Annotated in this window: 15 protein-coding genes; 1 reads left to right on the top strand and 14 read right to left on the bottom strand. The window is 42.4% G+C overall.

What is annotated here, in order from left to right; genetic code table 11:
- Positions 1-33: 33 nt before the first annotated feature.
- The 10 genes from scpA to M3197_RS06040 all read right to left on the bottom strand — a co-directional run bounded on the left by scpA (position 34) and on the right by M3197_RS06040 (position 13,934).
- Positions 34-2,193, bottom strand: coding sequence for a methylmalonyl-CoA mutase (gene scpA / locus M3197_RS06085; protein ID WP_251659617.1), 2,160 nt, complete (start codon positions 2,191-2,193; stop codon positions 34-36).
- Positions 2,190-3,860, bottom strand: a complete 1,671-nt coding sequence (locus M3197_RS06080; protein WP_251659615.1) for a methylmalonyl-CoA mutase family protein — start codon at positions 3,858-3,860, stop codon at positions 2,190-2,192. Before M3197_RS06080 ends, scpA begins: the two co-directional genes overlap by 4 nt.
- Positions 3,861-3,975: 115 nt before the next feature.
- Positions 3,976-5,286 carry a dihydrolipoamide acetyltransferase family protein gene (locus M3197_RS06075; RefSeq protein WP_251659613.1) on the bottom strand — a complete coding sequence of 437 codons (1,311 nt, stop codon included), beginning with the start codon at positions 5,284-5,286 and terminating at the stop codon, positions 3,976-3,978.
- A 21-nt stretch (positions 5,287-5,307) separates the two neighbouring features.
- Positions 5,308-6,291 carry an alpha-ketoacid dehydrogenase subunit beta gene (locus M3197_RS06070; RefSeq protein WP_251659611.1) on the bottom strand — a complete coding sequence of 328 codons (984 nt, stop codon included), beginning with the start codon at positions 6,289-6,291 and terminating at the stop codon, positions 5,308-5,310.
- On the bottom strand, positions 6,291-7,298 hold the full coding sequence (locus tag M3197_RS06065; RefSeq protein WP_251659609.1) for a thiamine pyrophosphate-dependent dehydrogenase E1 component subunit alpha: 1,008 nt from the start codon (positions 7,296-7,298) through the stop codon (positions 6,291-6,293). Before M3197_RS06065 ends, M3197_RS06070 begins: the two co-directional genes overlap by 1 nt.
- A 16-nt stretch (positions 7,299-7,314) precedes the next feature.
- The gene (gene lpdA, locus M3197_RS06060) at positions 7,315-8,742 is read right to left on the bottom strand and encodes a dihydrolipoyl dehydrogenase (protein WP_251659607.1); all 1,428 of its coding nucleotides are present in this window, start codon (positions 8,740-8,742) and stop codon (positions 7,315-7,317) included.
- A complete protein-coding gene (gene buk / locus M3197_RS06055; RefSeq protein ID WP_251659605.1) occupies positions 8,726-9,856 on the bottom strand; it encodes a butyrate kinase in 1,131 nt (376 codons plus the stop codon). The genes lpdA and buk overlap by 17 nt, the downstream gene beginning before the upstream one ends.
- A 38-nt stretch (positions 9,857-9,894) precedes the next feature.
- Positions 9,895-10,992, bottom strand: a complete 1,098-nt coding sequence (locus M3197_RS06050) for a Leu/Phe/Val dehydrogenase (protein WP_251659603.1) — start codon at positions 10,990-10,992, stop codon at positions 9,895-9,897.
- Between the two features lie 23 nt (positions 10,993-11,015).
- Positions 11,016-11,927: a bifunctional enoyl-CoA hydratase/phosphate acetyltransferase gene (locus M3197_RS06045; protein WP_251659601.1), complete on the bottom strand. Its 912-nt coding sequence runs from the start codon at positions 11,925-11,927 to the stop codon at positions 11,016-11,018.
- Positions 11,928-11,945: 18 nt separating this feature from the next.
- Positions 11,946-13,934 (bottom strand): sigma 54-interacting transcriptional regulator, encoded by a 1,989-nt coding sequence (locus tag M3197_RS06040; protein ID WP_251659599.1) that lies wholly within the window; start codon positions 13,932-13,934, stop codon positions 11,946-11,948.
- Positions 13,935-14,059: 125 nt separating this feature from the next.
- On the opposite strand from M3197_RS06040, the gene M3197_RS06035 reads away from it, so the two are divergent.
- On the top strand, positions 14,060-14,290 hold the full coding sequence (locus M3197_RS06035) for a DUF2627 domain-containing protein (RefSeq protein ID WP_251659597.1): 231 nt from the start codon (positions 14,060-14,062) through the stop codon (positions 14,288-14,290).
- A gap of 147 nt (positions 14,291-14,437) precedes the next feature.
- On the opposite strand, the gene M3197_RS06030 is transcribed toward M3197_RS06035, so the two are convergent.
- From M3197_RS06030 to M3197_RS06015, 4 genes are all read right to left on the bottom strand, one after another.
- Entirely contained in the window at positions 14,438-15,166 is a 729-nt protein-coding gene (locus M3197_RS06030) for a glycerophosphodiester phosphodiesterase (RefSeq protein WP_251659595.1), read from the bottom strand.
- 27 nt (positions 15,167-15,193) lie between these two features.
- The gene (locus tag M3197_RS06025; protein WP_251659593.1) at positions 15,194-16,765 is read right to left on the bottom strand and encodes a flagellar assembly protein A; all 1,572 of its coding nucleotides are present in this window, start codon (positions 16,763-16,765) and stop codon (positions 15,194-15,196) included.
- A 311-nt stretch (positions 16,766-17,076) separates the two neighbouring features.
- Positions 17,077-17,871 (bottom strand): sporulation transcription factor Spo0A, encoded by a 795-nt coding sequence (gene spo0A / locus M3197_RS06020; RefSeq protein WP_251659591.1) that lies wholly within the window; start codon positions 17,869-17,871, stop codon positions 17,077-17,079.
- A gap of 225 nt (positions 17,872-18,096) precedes the next feature.
- Entirely contained in the window at positions 18,097-19,071 is a 975-nt protein-coding gene (locus tag M3197_RS06015) for a SpoIVB peptidase S55 domain-containing protein (RefSeq protein ID WP_251659589.1), read from the bottom strand.
- Positions 19,072-19,108: the final 37 nt, after the last annotated feature.

Below are 19,108 nucleotides of genomic sequence, written 5' to 3'. Positions count from 1 at the left end.
CGGTTTCCTCCCGCACGTCCTCATCACGTTGGTTCACTCCATCACTTCCTCGTAACCTAGTTGGCGGTAGATCTCTTCAATTACTTTTTGAGCAGCTACTGGAATGACGGTCCCTGGACCAAAAATAGCTGCTGCACCATTCTCTCGAAGGAATTCATAGTCTTGGGCAGGAATGACCCCACCGACAATTACCAAAATATCTGGTCTACCTATTTTCGCTAATTCTGCCCGTAATGCAGGAACGAGGGTTTTGTGTCCCGCAGCAAGCGAACTTACCCCAATGACATGAACATCATTTTCAGCTGCTTGCAAAGCTGTTTCTTCAGGCGTTTGGAAAAGCGGACCGATGTCAACATCGAAACCAAGGTCAGCGAAAGATGAAGCAATCACTTTTGCACCGCGGTCATGTCCATCTTGCCCCATTTTTGCAACCAGAATCCTTGGTCGACGGCCTTCATTTTCAAGAAATTCATCTGTCATCGATTTCACTTCATCGATTTCTTCTGAGTTGGAGAAGTTTTGACTGTACACACCACTCACAGAACGGATAACTGCTTTATGTCTACCCGAAACCTCTTCAATCGCATCTGAAATCTCCCCTATAGTGGCACGCACCCTCGCTGCATTCACAGCGAGTGCAAGTAAATTACCTGATCCTTCTTTGGCACTCTCAGTGAGTTCGTTAAGGGCTTGTGCAACTAACATATCGTCCCGTTCTTCTTTCATGCGATGGATACGGTCAATTTGCTTTTGACGTACTAACGTATTATCGATATCTAAAATATCGATTGGTTCTTCCTGATCTAAGCGATATTTGTTCACGCCGACAATCGTTTCACTTTTTGAATCGATCTTCGCCTGTCGCTTAGCAGCTGCTTCTTCAATTTTCATCTTCGGAAGACCAGTTTCAATCGCTTTCGCCATCCCACCCAATTCTTCAATTTCTTCGATTAATTCCCAAGCTTTTTCAACGAGCTCATTTGTAAGTGACTCCACATAATAAGAGCCACCCCATGGATCGATTGTTTTTGTCATCATCGTTTCTTCTTGCAAGAACAGCTGAGTATTCCTCGCAATTCGTGCAGAGAAATCAGTAGGTAGTGCAATCGCCTCATCTAGAGCATTTGTGTGCAACGATTGTGTATGACCCATAGCTGCAGCGTTGGCCTCTATTAAAGTGCGCGTTACGTTATTGAAAGGATCTTGTTCAGTCAAACTCCAGCCCGATGTCTGTGAGTGGGTTCTTAATGCTAAGGATTTCGAGTTCTTTGGTTCAAACGTTTTCATCATTTTTGCCCAAATAATACGTGCTGCACGCATCTTGGCAATTTCCATGAAATAATTCATGCCGATTGCCCAGAAGAACGACAATCTGGGAGCAAATGAGTCAATGTCTATTCCAGCTTTCAATCCTGTTCGTACATATTCCAAACCATCAGCTAATGTATAGGCAAGTTCAATATCCGCCGTCGCACCAGCTTCTTGCATGTGATACCCGGAAATTGAAATGGAGTTGAACTTCGGCATTTTCTTTGATGTATAGTCAAAAATATCAGCAATGATTCGCATCGACATTTCCGGAGGGAAAATATACGTATTCCGCACCATGTATTCTTTTAAAATGTCATTTTGAATTGTTCCAGCAAGTTGCTCTGGAGAAACCCCTTGTTCTTCCGCTGCGACAATGTAGAATGCCATTATTGGCAATACGGCACCGTTCATCGTCATGGATACCGACATCTGATCAAGAGGAATTCCGTCGAATAAGATTTTCATATCTTCAACTGAATCGATTGCAACCCCTGCTTTTCCTACATCCCCTGTTACACGCGGATGATCAGAATCATAACCACGATGTGTCGCCAAATCAAATGCGACTGATAACCCTTTTTGCCCCATCGCGAGATTCCTTCGGTAAAATGCATTACTCTCTTCGGCAGTTGAAAAGCCTGCATATTGACGTACGGTCCACGGACGAGCGACATACATAGTCGGATATGGACCTCTTGTATTTGGTGCTATTCCAGGAAAGTCCCCTAAGTGATCGAGTCCTTTACTATCCTCGGGAGTATAGAAAGGCTTTACTTGAATTCCTTCATTTGTTAGAAATGATTCCGTCGCTTGTTTCTGACCAGATGTCGATTTCTGAGTCACTTGGTTAATATCTACTTTGCTAAAATCAGGCTTTTTCATGCTTCTGCGCCTCCCTTGCAACGATTGAGGATTTGACTAAGCTTCCCAATACGATCTTGTCCGCTGTATACAAATCCATCTAGTCCGCTTGCTAGCCATTCGCTCGTTAGCTCTTCACTCACACGGCCTGCAACATCCAATAGAAGACTTTGAGGCTTATTTGCAATTAGTTCTGCAGTAACCTGTTCCGTCATATCTGGAGTCGCACACACGATTGCATAGTCTGGTTTCTCACTTCTTAGCCATTCAATAGCAGATGCAGCATCAGGAAATGCTGGGCTATGTTGAGCAGTTAACCCAGCGGTTGCCAGAAAACCTGTCGCAAAATCTGCGCGCGGTTTGTAGGATTTTAAGCTACCAAATACGAGAAGGCGAATGTCAATCAGCTGTTCAGCTGCCTTTTTACGTAGCTCCTCAAATGGATATGCCGGACGAGATGTCTCGTTTCTAAAAGCGTTTTCAGCTAAATTATGATTCTCAGGATCTGCATAAACACTTGTTCCTATCAAAGAAGTAACTCCAGTTGCAGCATTAGCTTTTCGTTCATATGCAAGCTGTTGTAGCTTTCCGGATTGCAGATAGACATCTTTGCCGCCGCTTTCCTCAATCTCTAGGAACAGTTCCCAAGCGTTATGAACTAATTCTTTTGTTAGTTGTTCAATGAAGTACGAGCCGCCACCAGGATCGATGACTTTGTCAGCATGTGTTTCTTCTCGGATAATGAGTTGTACATTTCGAGCATATCTAAGCGACTGCACCGTACTTCCCGTCAACTCGTTATAAGGGTAAACCGTTAGCCAGTCAGCTCCGCCTAAAACTGCTGAAAACGCGCTATTTCCCGCTCTCAGCAAGTTCACATAAGGATCTATTTTTGAGAACGATCTCAGCGAAGTTACTCCAATTAAAGGAACAGGACTTGACTCGTTTTCATCGTATGCACTGCAAAACAATTGCCATAAAGTACGGAACGCTCTAAATTTTGCGATTTCCATAAAGAAATGAGTGTCTGCTGGAAATCTAAAAAAGACATTTTTCTTAAAGTGATCAAACGGAGCTGCTTTGGTTGCGAGATTCGTTGCTTCTGATAATGCGATTGCAAGCTCAGTGACACTATCTGCCCCATTCATATGAATCGGTTCCAAATCAATACCTAGTGACCTAATATTTTCATATCCTGAAGGCAAGTCAAATTCTGCAGTTAGCAAAAGACCTGTCACTTTTTCGCGTTCTTCAGACGAAATCATCTCAAATACTTCAAGCAAACGATCTTGAGATTCTATGTGCATGAAGGCAATTGGATGGTTTTTCATTAATGAGGCAAGTGCATGTAAAGAAGCATCGTTCCATTCAATCGATATTCTTCCATCAATATAGATCGCTTCGTTTCCCTTTTCGAGACTTTCAGACATAGAAGTAATCCACTCAGAGCCTGCACTTCCCGCAGTCGGTTGCGCACTAATCCATTTCCTTTGACTAGGACGTATATTTTTGTTTGGTTCGACGGGTGCTGTGTACAGCGGATTAAGTGTGATACCTTCTGCTGTCGTTGTTTTAAGGGAGTCTATTGTCTTCCCTTTCAATGACCGCTCCGCTACTTCTTTCCATTCGTTCCAATCCGGAAGTTCGAAGCGTTGTTGCATCATGTTATGTATGTCAGAGTTGCTCATTTAAAATCCCTCCCTGTATAACTGTTACCTCATAGTGTACCTGAAATGGATCCTTCTTGAAAAGACAACCCCCACGTCCATTCTATATATGGCCGAGGGGGTTGGTGTGTCTAACTTAGTAGACAGATGTTGTTTCTGGTGATACGTTTTCTAGTATTTCCTTAACACGTGCTAGGAAATGACCTGCTACGAGTCCGTCTAATACACGGTGATCTAATGACAGACAAAGGTTAACCATATCCCGAACACCGATCATGCCATTGTCCATAACAACTGGACGTTTGACAATCGATTCCACTTGCAAAATTGCTGCTTGTGGGTGATTAATGATCCCCATTGACTGAACAGAACCGAATGATCCTGTGTTGTTGACAGTAAACGTACCGCCTTGCATTTCAGAAGATTTCAGTTTACCGGAACGTACTTTTCCAGCAAGCTCTGTAATCTCACGGCCAATGCCTTTAATTGTTTTCTCATCCGCTTGCTTGATTACTGGGACATACAATGCCTCTTCAGTTGCTACAGCAATCGAAATATTAATGTCTTTTTTCTGCACAATTTTGTCGCCAGCCCACATTGAATTCATCATCGGGAATTCTTTTAATGCTTGAGAAACTGCTTTGACGAAAAATGCGAAGTACGTTAAGTTGAAGCCTTCTTTTTGCTTGAATTCAGCTTTCAATGAATCGCGGTATTTCACCATTTCAGTTACGTCAACCTCAATCATTGTCCACGCATGCGGTGCTTCGTGTTTAGACTTCAACATGTTGTTAGCGATTGCACGTCGAACCCCAGTGACTGGAATTTCAATATCACCTGCTGCAACAGGTACATTTGGTACGCTTTGTGCAGGTGCACTTGAAGCCGGTGCTGCTGGTGCGGATTGCTTAGCTGAAGCTGGTGCCTCAACAGCTGATCTAGGTTGTGGCTTTTCACCACTATCAATGATTGCTTGAATGTCTTTACGTGTAATCCGTCCATCGCGGCCGGAACCATCGACATCCGCTAGATTGATATCATGATCTTGTGAAAGACGAAGAACAGCTGGTGAGTAACGACCCGCAGCAGCGCCCTTCTCTTTTTTCACAGGACTCTTTGGTTTTTGTGAACCTTCTGCCGGCATTTCGTTCGCTGGCTCTTTTTGAGCTGGTGCTGCTTCCGGCTGCGCAGATTCACTGCCTCCGCCTTCAGTTTCGACCGTACAAACGATTTCACCTACAGCAACTGTTTGGCCTTCTTGAACAAGGATTTCTTTAATCGTCCCTGTGAATGATGAAGGTACTTCAGCTGTTACTTTATCTGTATTCACTTCCGCAAGTGAGTCATACTTTTCTACGTGATCACCTGGCTTTACGAGCCATTTTTCAATCGTACCTTCAGTTACACTCTCACCGAGTTGAGGCATTTTAATGGATTCAATTGCCACTGTATTTCCCTCCGTTCCTTATTAAAATTCAGCTAACTCTCGTGCTGCTTTTTCTACTTTATCTGGGTTCACCATAAAGAACTTCTCCATTGTTGGTGCATACGGCATTGCAGGTATATCCGGTCCAGCGAGACGTTGAATCGGAGCGTCTAAGTCGAATAAACAGTTTTCTGAAATAATCGCTGCAACTTCGCTCATGATGCTGCCTTCTTTGTTATCTTCTGTAACAAGAAGAACCTTCCCTGTCTTTTTAGCTGCTTCAATGATCGCTTCTTTATCCAGAGGATAAATTGTTCTCAGATCGAGAATGTGTGTTGAAATCCCATCTTCAGCAAGACGCTCTGCAGCTTGTAACGCAAAGTGGACACATAGACCATATGTGATGATCGTAATGTCTTCCCCTTCACGCTTCACATCTGCTTTTCCGATTTCTATTGTATATTCTTCTTCAGGTACTTCGCCTTTGATAAGTCGATACGCACGCTTATGTTCAAAGAACAGCACTGGATCATCGTCACGAATAGCTGCCTTCAACAAACCTTTTGCATCGTAAGGAGTCGATGGAATAACAACTTTAAGTCCAGGCGTTCCTGCAAACATGGATTCTACCGATTGTGAATGATAGAGCGCTCCGTGAACGCCGCCGCCAAATGGTGCGCGGACAACGAGTGGACAAGACCAGTCATTATTTGAACGGTAACGGATTTTTGCCGCTTCCGAAACGATTTGATTGACCGCAGGCATAATGAAATCTGCAAACTGCATTTCAGCGATTGGGCGCATGCCATACATAGCTGCACCGATTGCAACACCAGCAATCGCGGATTCAGCAAGAGGCGTATCGAGTGCCCGGTATTCACCGTACTGATCGTATAAACCAGTTGTCGCTTTGAAAACGCCACCTTTACGACCTACGTCTTCTCCCATTACAAAAACGTTTTCGTCACGTTCCATTTCTTCTGCCATAGCACTAGTAATTGCATCGATATATGAAATGACCGCCATCAGTTTTTCCCTCCTTGTTCAGCATATACGTGACGAAGTGCATACTCTGGTTCTGCATAAGGAGCTGCTTCTGCATAATCTGTCGCTTCGTTCACTTGCTTCATTATTCGTTCTTCAATTTCGCTATTCAATTCATCTGTAAGCACACCAGCTTCTTTTAAGTAATTAGCAAATTTAGGAATTGGGTCGAGTTTACGCTCTGTTTCCAACTCTTCAGCATCACGATACAAACGGTGATCATCATCAGATGAGTGAGCCGTCAAGCGATAGCAAACTGCTTCAACGAGGCTTGGTCCATCTCCACGACGAGCTCTGTCTGCCGCTTCTTTCACGACTTTATAAACTTCAAGTGGATCTGTTCCATCGACTGTTGTACCCGGCATTCCATAACCAGCTGCACGGTCAGCAACATGCTCGCAGGCAAGTTGTTTTTCAACTGGAACTGAAATTGCGTATTTATTGTTCTCTACCATGACAACAGTAGGCAATTTGTGTACACCTGCAAAGTTCATGCCTTCATGGAAATCACCTTGGTTAGAAGACCCTTCACCGAGCGTTGTGAATGTAATGAAGTCTTCGCCTTTAATCTTCGCTGCAAGTGCAACCCCCACTGCGTGTGGAAGTTGTGTTGTAACAGGTGAAGAGCCTGTCAAAATACGATTCTTGCGTTGTCCAAAGTGACCTGGCATCTGTCGTCCACCTGAGTTCGGGTCCTCTGCTTTCGCAAATGCTGAAAGCATCAAATCCTTTGGTGTCATGCCAAAATGTAAGACGACTCCCATGTCTCGATAGTAAGGGGCAGTCCAGTCTTTTTCTTTATCGAGTGCATATGCAGCTCCTACTTGTGCAGCTTCTTGTCCCTGACAAGAAATAACAAATGGAACTTTACCTGCACGGTTCAGAAGCCACATGCGCTCATCTATTTTTCGAGCCATTAACATTGTTTCATAGATTTGTAATACATCATCATTTGTGAGCCCAAGCTCTTCGTGGCGGTTTGTTGCCATGATTATTTCCCCCTTTTTACATGTGGATTGCTTTACCATCTACAGCTAATGCGGCTTCCCCAATCACTTCTGAGAGTGATGGATGAGGATGAATCGTTTCTGCAACTTCCCAAGGTGTTGCGTCTAATACCATAGCTAAGCCTGCTTCAGAAATCATGTCTGTAACACCGGCACCAATCATGTGTACACCGAGAATATCATCCGTTTTTTCATCCGCAACAATTTTTACAAAGCCGTCTGCTTTACCATTCACCAGCGCTTTACCAACGGCTTGGAATGGGAATTTACCAATTTTCACAGTGAATCCGCGATCTTTCGCCTGTTTTTCGGTGATGCCTACGCTTGCTGCTTCAGGGCTCGAATAGATACAACGTGAAATTTTCTCATAATCCATAGGCTCTGGAGTTTGATTTGCGATATGTTCTATCGCTGCAATTCCTTCGTGAGAGGCAACGTGTGCAAGTTGTAGTCCACCAATACAATCTCCAATCGCATAGATATGACTTTCTTTTGTTTGGAACGTTGGCTTTGTTTTAATGTATCCTTTTTCAACTTCAATATCTGTATTTTCAATTCCGATTCCTTCAGTATTGGCTTGTCGGCCAACTGAGACTAGAACTTTTTCTGCAGTGAAGCTTTGAGTAGAATCACCAATTTCCGCTGAAATGGTTACATTTTCAGCTGTCTTTTCAACTGTTTCAGGAAGCACTTTTGCACCTGTGACGAATTTGATGCCTTTTTTCTCAAGAATTTTTTTCATTTCTTTTGAAATGTCTTCGTCTTCAGTTGGAATAATTCGGTCTGCGTATTCAATGACAGTAATGTTAACGCCGAAATCGTTGAGCATAGAAGCCCACTCGATTCCAATAACACCGCCACCAATGATTAGCATAGAAGATGGCAATGATTCAAGAGCAAGTGCGCCATCTGAAGAAAGGATTTGCTGTTCATCTAACTCTAGTCCGGGTAATGTTCTAGGACGTGAGCCGGTTGCAAGCACAAGATTCTTCAAGATGAGCATTTCGTTTTCTTCGCCGTTATTCATCTCAACTGAGATGGTTCCAGGCATCGGGGAGAAGATAGAGGGACCAAGCATTCTGCCTGTTCCTTCATAGACATCGATCTTGCCTTTCTTCATAAGACCTTGAACACCTTTATAAAGTTGGTCGACGATGGACTTTTTTCTTTCTTGGACAGCTGAGAAATTAAGTGTAACGCCTTCTGTTTCAATACCAAAACTTTGAGCTTTTTCTTTTGTTAACTGGTAAACTTCTGCACTTTTTAATAACGCTTTACTAGGAATACATCCTTTATGTAAGCATGTGCCACCTAATTTACCTTTTTCAACGAGCGCTGTTTTCAGACCAAGCTGGGCAGAACGAATGGCAGCTACATATCCACCTGTTCCGCCACCAAGAATTACTACATCATACTCTTGAGCCAATGTGTTCAGCCTCCATTTCTATGTTTGTCTGTCTTGATGGATACACTTTTGCTTCCTCTTCACCGGTAAGAACACGGATTGCCCCTTCCGCAAGGGCTTGCAATTCGTCTTCCCCCGGGTAGACAACGACATCTGCTATCCAGTCAACATATCCTTGTATCTCAGCTGTAAAGTCTTTGCCGTATGCGAGTCCGCCAGTCAAAATAATTGCATCCACTTTACCTTGGAGTACAGCCGCTGCGCTACCGATTTCTTTAGCGACTTGGTAAGCCATTGCACTGTAAACTTCTTTTGCATGTCCATCCCCAGCAGCGATTCTTTTTTCCACTTCAACTGCGTTATTCGTACCAAGGTAACCTGTGAGACCACCTTTACCGACGAGCATTTCCATTATTTCCTGACGATAGTACTTTCCAGAAAAGCAGATATCTACTAAATCTCCAGCAGGAACTGTACCTGCACGTTCGGGACTAAAGGGACCGTCGCCGTGGAGTCCATTATTTACGTCGATGACTTCTCCATGACGATGGGCACCAACTGTAATCCCGCCTCCCATATGCGTTACGATGAGTCTAAGATCCTCGTATTTTTTACCAGTATGCAGAGCATATCTTCGAGCTACCGCTTTTTGGTTTAACGCATGGAAAATCGAGTGTCGTTCCAGTAACTTAAATCCAGAAACTCTTGCGATGGGCTGTAGTTCATCCACTACAACTGGATCAACAATATAGGCAGGAATCTTACACTCCGTTGCAATCTCATTTGCAAGGATTCCCCCCAAGTTGGATGCATGCTGACCAGAATATCCTTCTCGCAGATCTTCAAGCATCGATTCGTTCACTGTATACGTACCTCCAGCAATCGGACGCAGTAAGCCACCGCGTCCACACACTGCAGATAAAGAGGATAGTTCAATTTCATGTTGTTGAAGCTCATCTACAATCATCGACTTACGAAATTCGTACTGAGCGGTGATAGAAGCAAACTGGGCAAGTTGTTCAGTGGAATGACGCAGTGTCTCTTCCATGACGAGCCGATCATTATCAAACACGCCAATTTTTGTAGAGGTAGAGCCAGGGTTGATCGTCAAAATTCTTTCAACTGCAAGGTGCACAAGTATCCTCTCCTTTCACAGCACAGCTCAAAAGTTGCTTATCGACGATTTGAGAGTACGCTTTTTTCTTTTTGTAGAAATGAGTTACGTGCTTTTGCAACACGCTCAATACGCTCTTCAGCCAAACGGTCTGCTGCAACGTATGAAGGAATGTTGTCACGCTTAGAAATAGCAAAGATCTTTTCAATCGTATCGTAGATTGTGTTGACTTTTTTCAACGCACGTTCACGGTTATATCCATCCAATTCGTCTGCTACGTTAATAACTCCACCTGAGTTGATGACGTAGTCTGGTGCGTACACAAGTCCCATTTCGTGGATTTTGTCGCCGTGTTCTGGGTTCTTCAATTGGTTGTTTGCAGATCCCGCTATGACTTTTGCCTTTAATTGTGGAATTGTATCATCATTAATGACAGCTCCAAGTGCACATGGTGAGAAGATGTCTGCATCTACTCCATAAATTTCGTTAATGCCCACTGCAGTTGCGCCGAAATTGTCTACTGCACGTTGCACCGCTTCTTCATTAATATCAGTAACAATCAGTTTTGCGCCTTCTTCATGAAGGTACTCACACATTGTGTAGGCAACGTTTCCAACACCTTGTACTGCGATTGTCTTGCCTTTAAGTGAATCATCTCCAAATGCTTCTTTAGCTGCTGCCTTCATTCCTACATAGACACCAAGTGCTGTTACAGGTGATGGGTTACCTGAAGAACCGAATTCTGCAGAAACACCAGTTACGTAATCTGTCTCGAGGTGGATAAGATCCATATCCGCTTCAGTAGTACCTACATCTTCAGCTGTAATGTACCGACCGTTTAAGCCTTCGATGAAGCGTCCGAACGCACGGAACAATTCATCGTTTTTGTCTGTTTTAGGGTTCCCCATAATAACTGCTTTACCGCCACCGAGGTTTAGGCCAGCAGCTGCGTTTTTATACGTCATTCCACGTGCAAGGCGAAGAGCGTCTTCAATTGCTTCTTCCTCACTGTTGTATGTCCACATGCGAGTTCCACCAAGTGCAGGTCCCAGTGTTGTATCGTGAATTGCGATGAATGCTTTTAGGCCAGTTGTTTTGTCTTGGCAGATCACCAATTGCTCATAGTCGTAAGTTTCCATGTATTTGATAATTTCCATTTGTAATTCCTCCAATTATTCAATCAGTTTTTACTTACTAGTAATGCAAGTGCTAGTGAATGAAGTTTCGTTTCGGCATTGTCCGCACGTGACGTGACAACGATTGGCGCGGAAGCTCCTTGGATGATTCCGCCTACTTTCGCACGAGCAAAGTAGGTTAACGATTTGTAGAGAATGTTACCAGCTTCCAAGTTGGGTGCAACTAAAATATCAGCCTTCCCTGCCGCAGGACCAGAGAGCCCTTTATGTTGAGCGGCTTCTGGTGAAATTGCGTTATCCAATGCCATAGGTCCTTCAACAATACAATTTTTCAACTGTCCTCGCTGATTCATCATCGTCAAGGAAGCTGCGTCCAACGTTGCTTGCATCGCCGGGTTTACAGATTCTACCGCAGCAAGTGGCACTACAACTGGAACATCGATACCACATGCTCTAGCCACAGTTACCGCATTTTGAATAATTTGTGCTTTCACCTGAAGTTCTGGTAGGATACTCATCGCTGAATCCGTTACGAAGTATAGCTTGTTGAAGCCTGGGATTTCAAATGCAGCTACGTGAGAAAGCACATTCCCGGTTCGTAAGCCCGCTTCTTTTCGTAAGGCAACCTTCATCAATGCCGCAGTAGGAAGATTCCCCTTCATCAGCACTTGGGCTTTCCCTGTAGATACCGCATCGACTGCTAATTGAGCTGAATGCTGCATTCCTTCACTATATATCAGTTCGATATCAGGATGATTAGCGAGCTGAGGATACTTGGATTGAATGGTTTCTTGTAATTGTTTTTTATCGTCATAGAGTTTGAAAGTCGCTAGACCTCTCGTAACTGCTAGTTCAACTGATTCCAATACATCCGCATCTGCTGCACAAGCAACAGCGGTGCATGGTCTGTCCGATAATGCAGCTGCTTGTTGTACAAGTTCTGAAAGTGTTTCCATCCCGTCACCTCACTTTCGTTAAATCAATTTGTATTTTTCTAACTTGTAGTACAAGGACCGAAGTGAAATGCCAAGTCGATCAGCTGCCAAAACTTTTTGACCGTTATTTTCCTTCAACGAGGTCTCCAGCAATACCTTTTCATGATCTTCCATCAGCGAAGCAAGCGTCCGCTTATCAGGTATTCCTGAATCTGTTCGCTGTTCACTACGCGAAGACAATGCTCGTACGATGTCCGCTTCATCGAGCTTTGTAGAACCTGCTTCCGTTAAGATCATCGCTCTACTTAACACATTTTCCAGTTCACGGACATTTCCTGGCCACTCATAGGATTGTAGACGTTGCATCGCCTTAAATGTCACATGCTGAATCGTCATTCCGAATTCCTGATTTAGCATTGCGAGGAGAACATCTGTCAAAAGCTCAATATCATCTGTCCTTGTTCGCAACGGAGGAATCCGGATAGACATGCGGGTGAGTTGATAGTACAAGTCTTCGCAAAGGACTCCCTCGTGAACAGCGCGTTCCAAGTTAGCTGCAGAGGACGTAATAATTCTCACTGTCAGTTGTATCGGCTGTCCCGCTGCCGTGATACGTCCAGAAGTTAGGTATTCTAAGAGCTTTTTCTGTACATCAGGTTTCAATTCGGTAATTTCGTCCAAAAACAGCGTTCCTGAACTTTTTTCATGTTGAATTTCAGTGTGCATGAGTGCAACCTCAATTGCATCTACATCTAATGATGCACAAGAAACCCTCATGAACTCTCCATCATTTCTTCTACTTCCTGTATGAATGGCATGAGCGAAAAGTTCTTTTCCACTCCCTGGTTCGCCTCGAAGCATCACTGGGATTTCCGATCCCGCTGCAATTTTTGCTTGACTAACTGCAATTAGCAGGTCTTCATTGGTTCCGATAATATCATCGAATGTATACGTCGATTCTAACTCTCGAATCATCGCTTTTGCATGGTCAAGTTGTTTCATAAGACTGCGTATTTCTGTAATATCGTGTATGACACCGACACTGCCTTTCACTTCCTGGTCAACAATTATCGGTGCAACATTTACAATCACATCTCGATTATTTTCACCGATTTGCATATTAACACCGCGTGCAGGTCTTTTCGTCTCAAGGACCCTCATGTGAATACTTTCTCCCGAACTAATGTCGACAGTTGCCGGTTGACCAATTACTTCACTTTCTGTTAAACCTGTTAACCGTGTGTAGGCTGGATTGACTAAGATTCCTAATCCTTCAGAATCTACGACGGATATTGCATCATCACTGGAGTGAATTATTGCCTCAAGCATCGTTTTAACTCGCTTTAGGTCTGTAATTTCTTCTGCTGTGCGAATAACTCCTGTCACATCTTTAAAAACAGCAAACGCTCCAGTTATATGGCCGTCTGGCATGACGATAGGATATCTGGAACTCAAAATATCCAACCCGTTAGTTAGTTGAAGTTCAACATCGAATTCAGGATGACCATTTTGTAAAATGTCCGGCAAACCTGATGCAGGGATTATCGATAGAATTGGCTTTCCGATTACATCTTCAGCTGAAAAATCAAGCATTTTGGAAGCGCTATCATTAAATAGGTTTATGTTACCCGTTTCGTCAATTCCTATCATGCCTTCTCCAACTGAGTTGAAAATGGATTTGTATACCAACATCTCTGAATGCAATGAATTTAATTCTGATTGGTGATTAGCTAAAGTCTTCACGATAAGTTGACAAATGGATTTCGGTACCACTGTAATTTGTGGATATGTTTGACTGTAAATGAATGGGGAGTCCCCTGAGAAATCTAGAACTAGTTGCACATTTCCTGAAAGAAAACTTTCTGGATTAGGTCCATGAGGGATTCCGTTCTGACTCGCAAACTTACTGCAATCACAGTTCTCTGTACGATCAACAATACCGATTATTTGGTAAGTTTCAATTTGCTCAATGTGCTGTAAAACACTAATGCTTTCTTGGTCAGCATCAATTATTAAAATGTTTTGCAAAGATGTTCAATCCCCCTCTCACCTTTGTGCAATCTTTTGCATTTCCAATTTTATCATACATTATCCTTCGCGTCTTGACAATCTTTCGGCAGCAGGTAAAATTAATAAGGATTGGAGGGGTTCATATGGCTCGTTTGGCAGCGTTCATAGTGCTCGTAATACCAGGTGTTGCCGCCGCTCTTGGCATAAAGTTAATGCGTGATGCATTGTTCGGGATCTTATTTAGTCCGTTCCCATACATATGGATGCAATTTATTGCAGGATTTCTTTTACTTGCAGTTAGCATCGGATTTTTTGCTGGATTTTTGTTTCGAAGAGATCAGCGAACAGGGAGAATACAAAAAAAGAATAAATAAAAATAGGAGACTTGGCGTAATTGCCACGTCTCCTATTTCATATATGAACTTCATTCGCCCTTTTTGTTAGTCAACACAACAATTGATTTCCAAAAACATTTTCGCTTCCATTCATGATATTAACTAATAGACAGTAAACTACAGTTATTACTTGGTAAACCGTTCTGGATAGTCTGTAATCCATCCATAGATGAAGTCTGGCGGACTTTTGACAAAAGCTTCTTCTCCATCTACCCCGTAAACCCTTATCGTTTTTTTTGTTTGTTGCCATTGGCTAAGATAAGGATCTTTCATCATTCTTTTGTGAAAGTGAAATGCATCTGCTGCAGGATAGTCTGATAGTTGGTGATTTGTCAGCATTGATTTTTTAAGAAGCAATCCAGCTTCCATATCCGGGGCTAATTGTTTTACCTTTTTAACCAAACTATAATCGAATGAGGATATGTAAACTTCATCAAGAACTGAGATTTGGTCCAATAAAGTTGAAAGACATTCCGGATGATCCGAAACTGTCTCTTTTAGTTCAATATTTAACCCCACTGATTCCAAAGCTGCAAATGAAATCACGGAAGAAAGAGTCGGAATCGAATCGCCTTTTATTCCTCTCAAAAATCGCTTTCCAATACGAATTTGTTGAATTTCAGCTGCCTCCATTTCCGAAATCTTTTTTCGGATACCGGATAAGCGGTAAAGATCAGAATCATGGATGACAAAAAAGACACCATCTTTTGACAATTGGACATCTAATTCAATACCATCTGCTCCTGCTTCAACAGCTCCATAAAATGCCTTCATCGTATTTTCAAAGTATTTTCCTGAGGCACCTCGATGTGCATAAATTTCTCGACGTTTCTCTACCTTGTTTTCTACAGACATATAGCAGCCTCCTGGACTATATTTGACTTAGATGTTTAATACCCCATCAATCAATTCAAAAACACCTTTTGTAGGGGATTCGATAATAGAAGTCTTAGATCCAATATGAATACATACTCCAGGATTTGCTTCGTGTGTAATTTCGATTTGTGGAGGAATTGCTGATTTCATAATTTGTAAGTTGGATTGAATGGCTTGATCGAGCACAAAAATCTCTTCACGGCTGGTTGTTAACGTATCTTGTATCTTATCATATGCTTCACGCTGAGGTCCTACTAGCGTCGTAATCATTTTTTCTAATGGTTCAATATGCGACTCTAACTTAACGATTTGTTTTTGTAAGTTTTTAATCGACTGTGCCATTCTTTGAACTTCAATTTGGACGACTTCTTTATCGATTCCTTTCGCATACAACAAAGTCGAACGCTCATGCCGATTCCCAGCAGTTGCACACTCTATCCGATACTTCCCTTCGGTTGTTCCACCGATGATTTTCCCTTTATAACGATCAACATAAACATAATCTGCAATCACTTCGCATCCAAGCAAATAGAGTCCAACCTGTACAGTATTCGAAAAAAGACTACACTCATTAGCATGTTTAATGAAGATACTCCCTTTCGCTTCAATGAGAGTTGTACCTCCTCCAAATACACCACCTTTAATGTAGACATCAGCTTGTTCAGATCTCACTTCTTTTGCATTGGTTACCCCTTCGTTTGCTCCAATCGAAATATCCCCTGTGGCATTTACGCTGTAGCCTGCCAGTACCGTACCTGAAATCACAACGGTGCCATCAAAAGTAATGGAGCCGGTTTCTGGCCCAACATCCCCATTAATGACGAGTTGTTGACCGATTCCTACGATGCCGTTAACAAATTCCAAAACTCCGCCATGGATTGCTCGTAGGACCTTTTTTCCGTCTTCGTCCACTTCTTCAACAGATTTTCTGTCGTAGTAGAGCTTGTTGTCCAGCCCTTTCTTGCTCGCTATCTCATTTCCAAAAACGTCTATTCCTGGGGTTCCATCTTGAGCTGGAGTTTTTTCACCCAGCCAGTCGCCTTTTTTAATGGGCGTCACAAAATTCATCTCATAATAATCCGCAGATCCATCTGCGCGTATAACTGGTCGTCTTTCAGGAACTTCTATGTATGTAATACGTGCATCATCGCCTTTTACAGGGAATTTGCCTTCAGCTACCACAATGGTTTGTCGCGCCTTAACCGCATTCCAACTTACGTTATATTGACCCGGCTGAATGCCTTTACTTTTTAAAGCCTCTGCTACTAATGAGGGAAGCTCATTTCTTTTTTCTTCAATTTCAGCTTCAGTCAAGTAAATTTCAGCTTCTGCTTTCATTTTGTCGGAAGAAACGATAATTTCAATAACTGGAGCGTATGTAGCGATTTCTCCTTCGTTTCCTTCAGTAGAAAGTGCTCGACGAAGCTCTGGAAAGGATGTAATTTTTAATCGGGGTAATTTTTGTGTGATCTTGTCAAAAGATTTAATGGGAAAACCGCTCTTTTTTGTACGCATTTTTATCGTGTTTTCATTTCGTGTCAATTCGATGAAATCGTTTTCATATAACACTTTGTTCACCTCTCCCTTCATCCATTATAAATCTTTAACCATTATAAGAAATAGGTGTTTCGTCTATACTTAGTCCTTTTGCGTTTCACTGAACAATAAAGTTTTGCATCTTTTCACACAGTTCCCAGCGGCTTATCTATTAGGAAAAAAGTAAACTGGGATGCTTTCCACCTTCAAAATTCAGAATAGGTAAAATTACTGCGTATTGATTCATTAGACTACCTAGGAATAAAGGGCACACAAAAAGGCAGGACCAAGATCTCCCGCCTTTGTATTTTTTTAGTTTTTTTGCTTATACCTGCATTCAACAGCAAAGAACATTAGCTCGCCATATGTTCCAAACGGATTTTGTCAGCGATCATTGCGATGAATTCACTATTTGTAGGTTTACTCTTTAAATGATGAACTGTGTAGCCAAACGTTTTTGAGATAACTTCATAATTCCCTCGATTCCATGCAACTTCAATTGCATGTCGAATAGCTCGCTCTACCCGTGAAGGAGTTGTTTTATACTTTTCTGCAATTTCAGGGTACAATATTTTAGTTACAGCACCGAGTAAATCATTATCATTGTAAACCATTTGGATTGCTTCTCGAAGGTATGAATAGCCTTTAATATGAGCGGGAACTCCAATTTCTTTAATGGTTGTCGTAATAGCTGTATCTAGTACTTTTTGAGAAACGCCTTCTTCGGCTTTGACAGCTTGTTGTGCGGGTTGTTGTTCACGCGATGGTTTCTGTACGCTAGCGGCTTGGAAAATCTGGTTAACGAGCTGTTCAAATTCAAAGGGCTTTAACATGAAGTAGGAAGCGCCTAATCCAGCGGCTTGTGTCATTACATCTTCTTGTCCAAAGGCTGTCAGCATTATAATTTTCAAATCAGCAGTCTCATCATTAGAACGAATTTGCTCCAATACCGCAATACCATCCAAATAAGGCATAATGATGTCCAGTAATAGCACGTCGGGAACGGATTGTTCTAAATTCAGTAAACACTGCTTTCCATTTTGAGCTGTCCATAGCACATCTATTTCAGGATGCTTCTCAAAATAAGCAGTCATTGTTTTCACAAGCTCTTTGTTATCATCAGCTATTGCTATTTTAATTTTTCCCATTCTCAATTCCCCCTTGATTGACACGCAGCAAGTCTGTTGCTGCAATTCCCTGTCGATTCCTTGCTTGATAAAATTTTCGACAAAGGTTCTGCATTTCCTTTATTGAAATATAAAATGAATCCAATGGCGTACGGTTTCTCTTTATTTCGACAGAATTCATTAATTTTTAACACTTTAGTTTAACAGAAAACAGCCAACTCTGAAAAAGAGTTGGCTGTTTTTCGTTTACTTCGCACCTACTTCTGTCATTTTTCCAAGGAATAGACCGGCTCCTTTTTCAGGCTCGTCTACAAACATATGGGTGACTGCGCCGACAAATTTTCCTTTTTGGATAACAGGACTACCGCTCATCCCTTGCAAAATGCCCCCTGTTTTTTCTAGGAGACGCTTATCTGTCAGTTTAAATTGAAATGAATCATTGGACAGCTTCGAGATTTCAATCTCAAACGATTCGACTTCAGTTCCTTGAATCGTCGTTAAAATCTCAGCCTTTCCAACAGTTAACTCTGTTGGTTGCATAACTTCCAATGGTTCCGTCAAGACTTCCTTATAAGAAGTATTCCAATCGCCAAAGATTCCATAAACACTATTGGTTAAAATCGAACCGAGCGTTTTATCCTGATTGATGATTGAAGAGATCTTATAGCCGGGGTTTCCTGGGGTGCTTTTCTTAATTTGTTCGATTTCCGACAAGTAAATGGAGCCACTATCGAAATTCGGTGCACTGTTTAGAGAACTATCAATGATTTGGTGTCCAAGTGCTCCATACGTTCCATCGTTTAGGTCGACATATGTTAGCGTCCCTGTTCCTTCTGTCGTGTCCTTCAAAAAGGGTAGTGCTCGCTTGAATGACAATCCGTCCGCTTCTACTGTCACGTCATTTTCATCACGTTTGAGAACGAGCTTTACGACAGATTCATCTTCAATTACTCCCACTTTTTCATTTAAGGTCTTCAGTGATTCAATAGACGTGCCGTCGATGCTCACTAACTGATCTCCAGCTTTAAGCGAAGCATTCTTTTTACTCAGCGGCACATCACTTGTCACAAAGACACCCGCTAGCTCCAGTTGAATTCCAATCGAATTCCCCATTGGAATTAAAGAACTGCTTGCCGCAAACGCAACGATAGAACTAAAGGACATACCTACAATCATCACAACAGACGCCATGAAAAGTTTCAGCTGTCTACTCCATTCCATAAGTCACCTCCTTCGATTTTAGATTACCTATAGAGTG

The organism is Sporosarcina aquimarina, assembly GCF_023715615.1.
Taxonomy (GTDB): domain Bacteria; phylum Bacillota; class Bacilli; order Bacillales_A; family Planococcaceae; genus Sporosarcina; species Sporosarcina aquimarina_A.
This window is presented reverse-complemented; position numbering and strand designations above follow the sequence as displayed.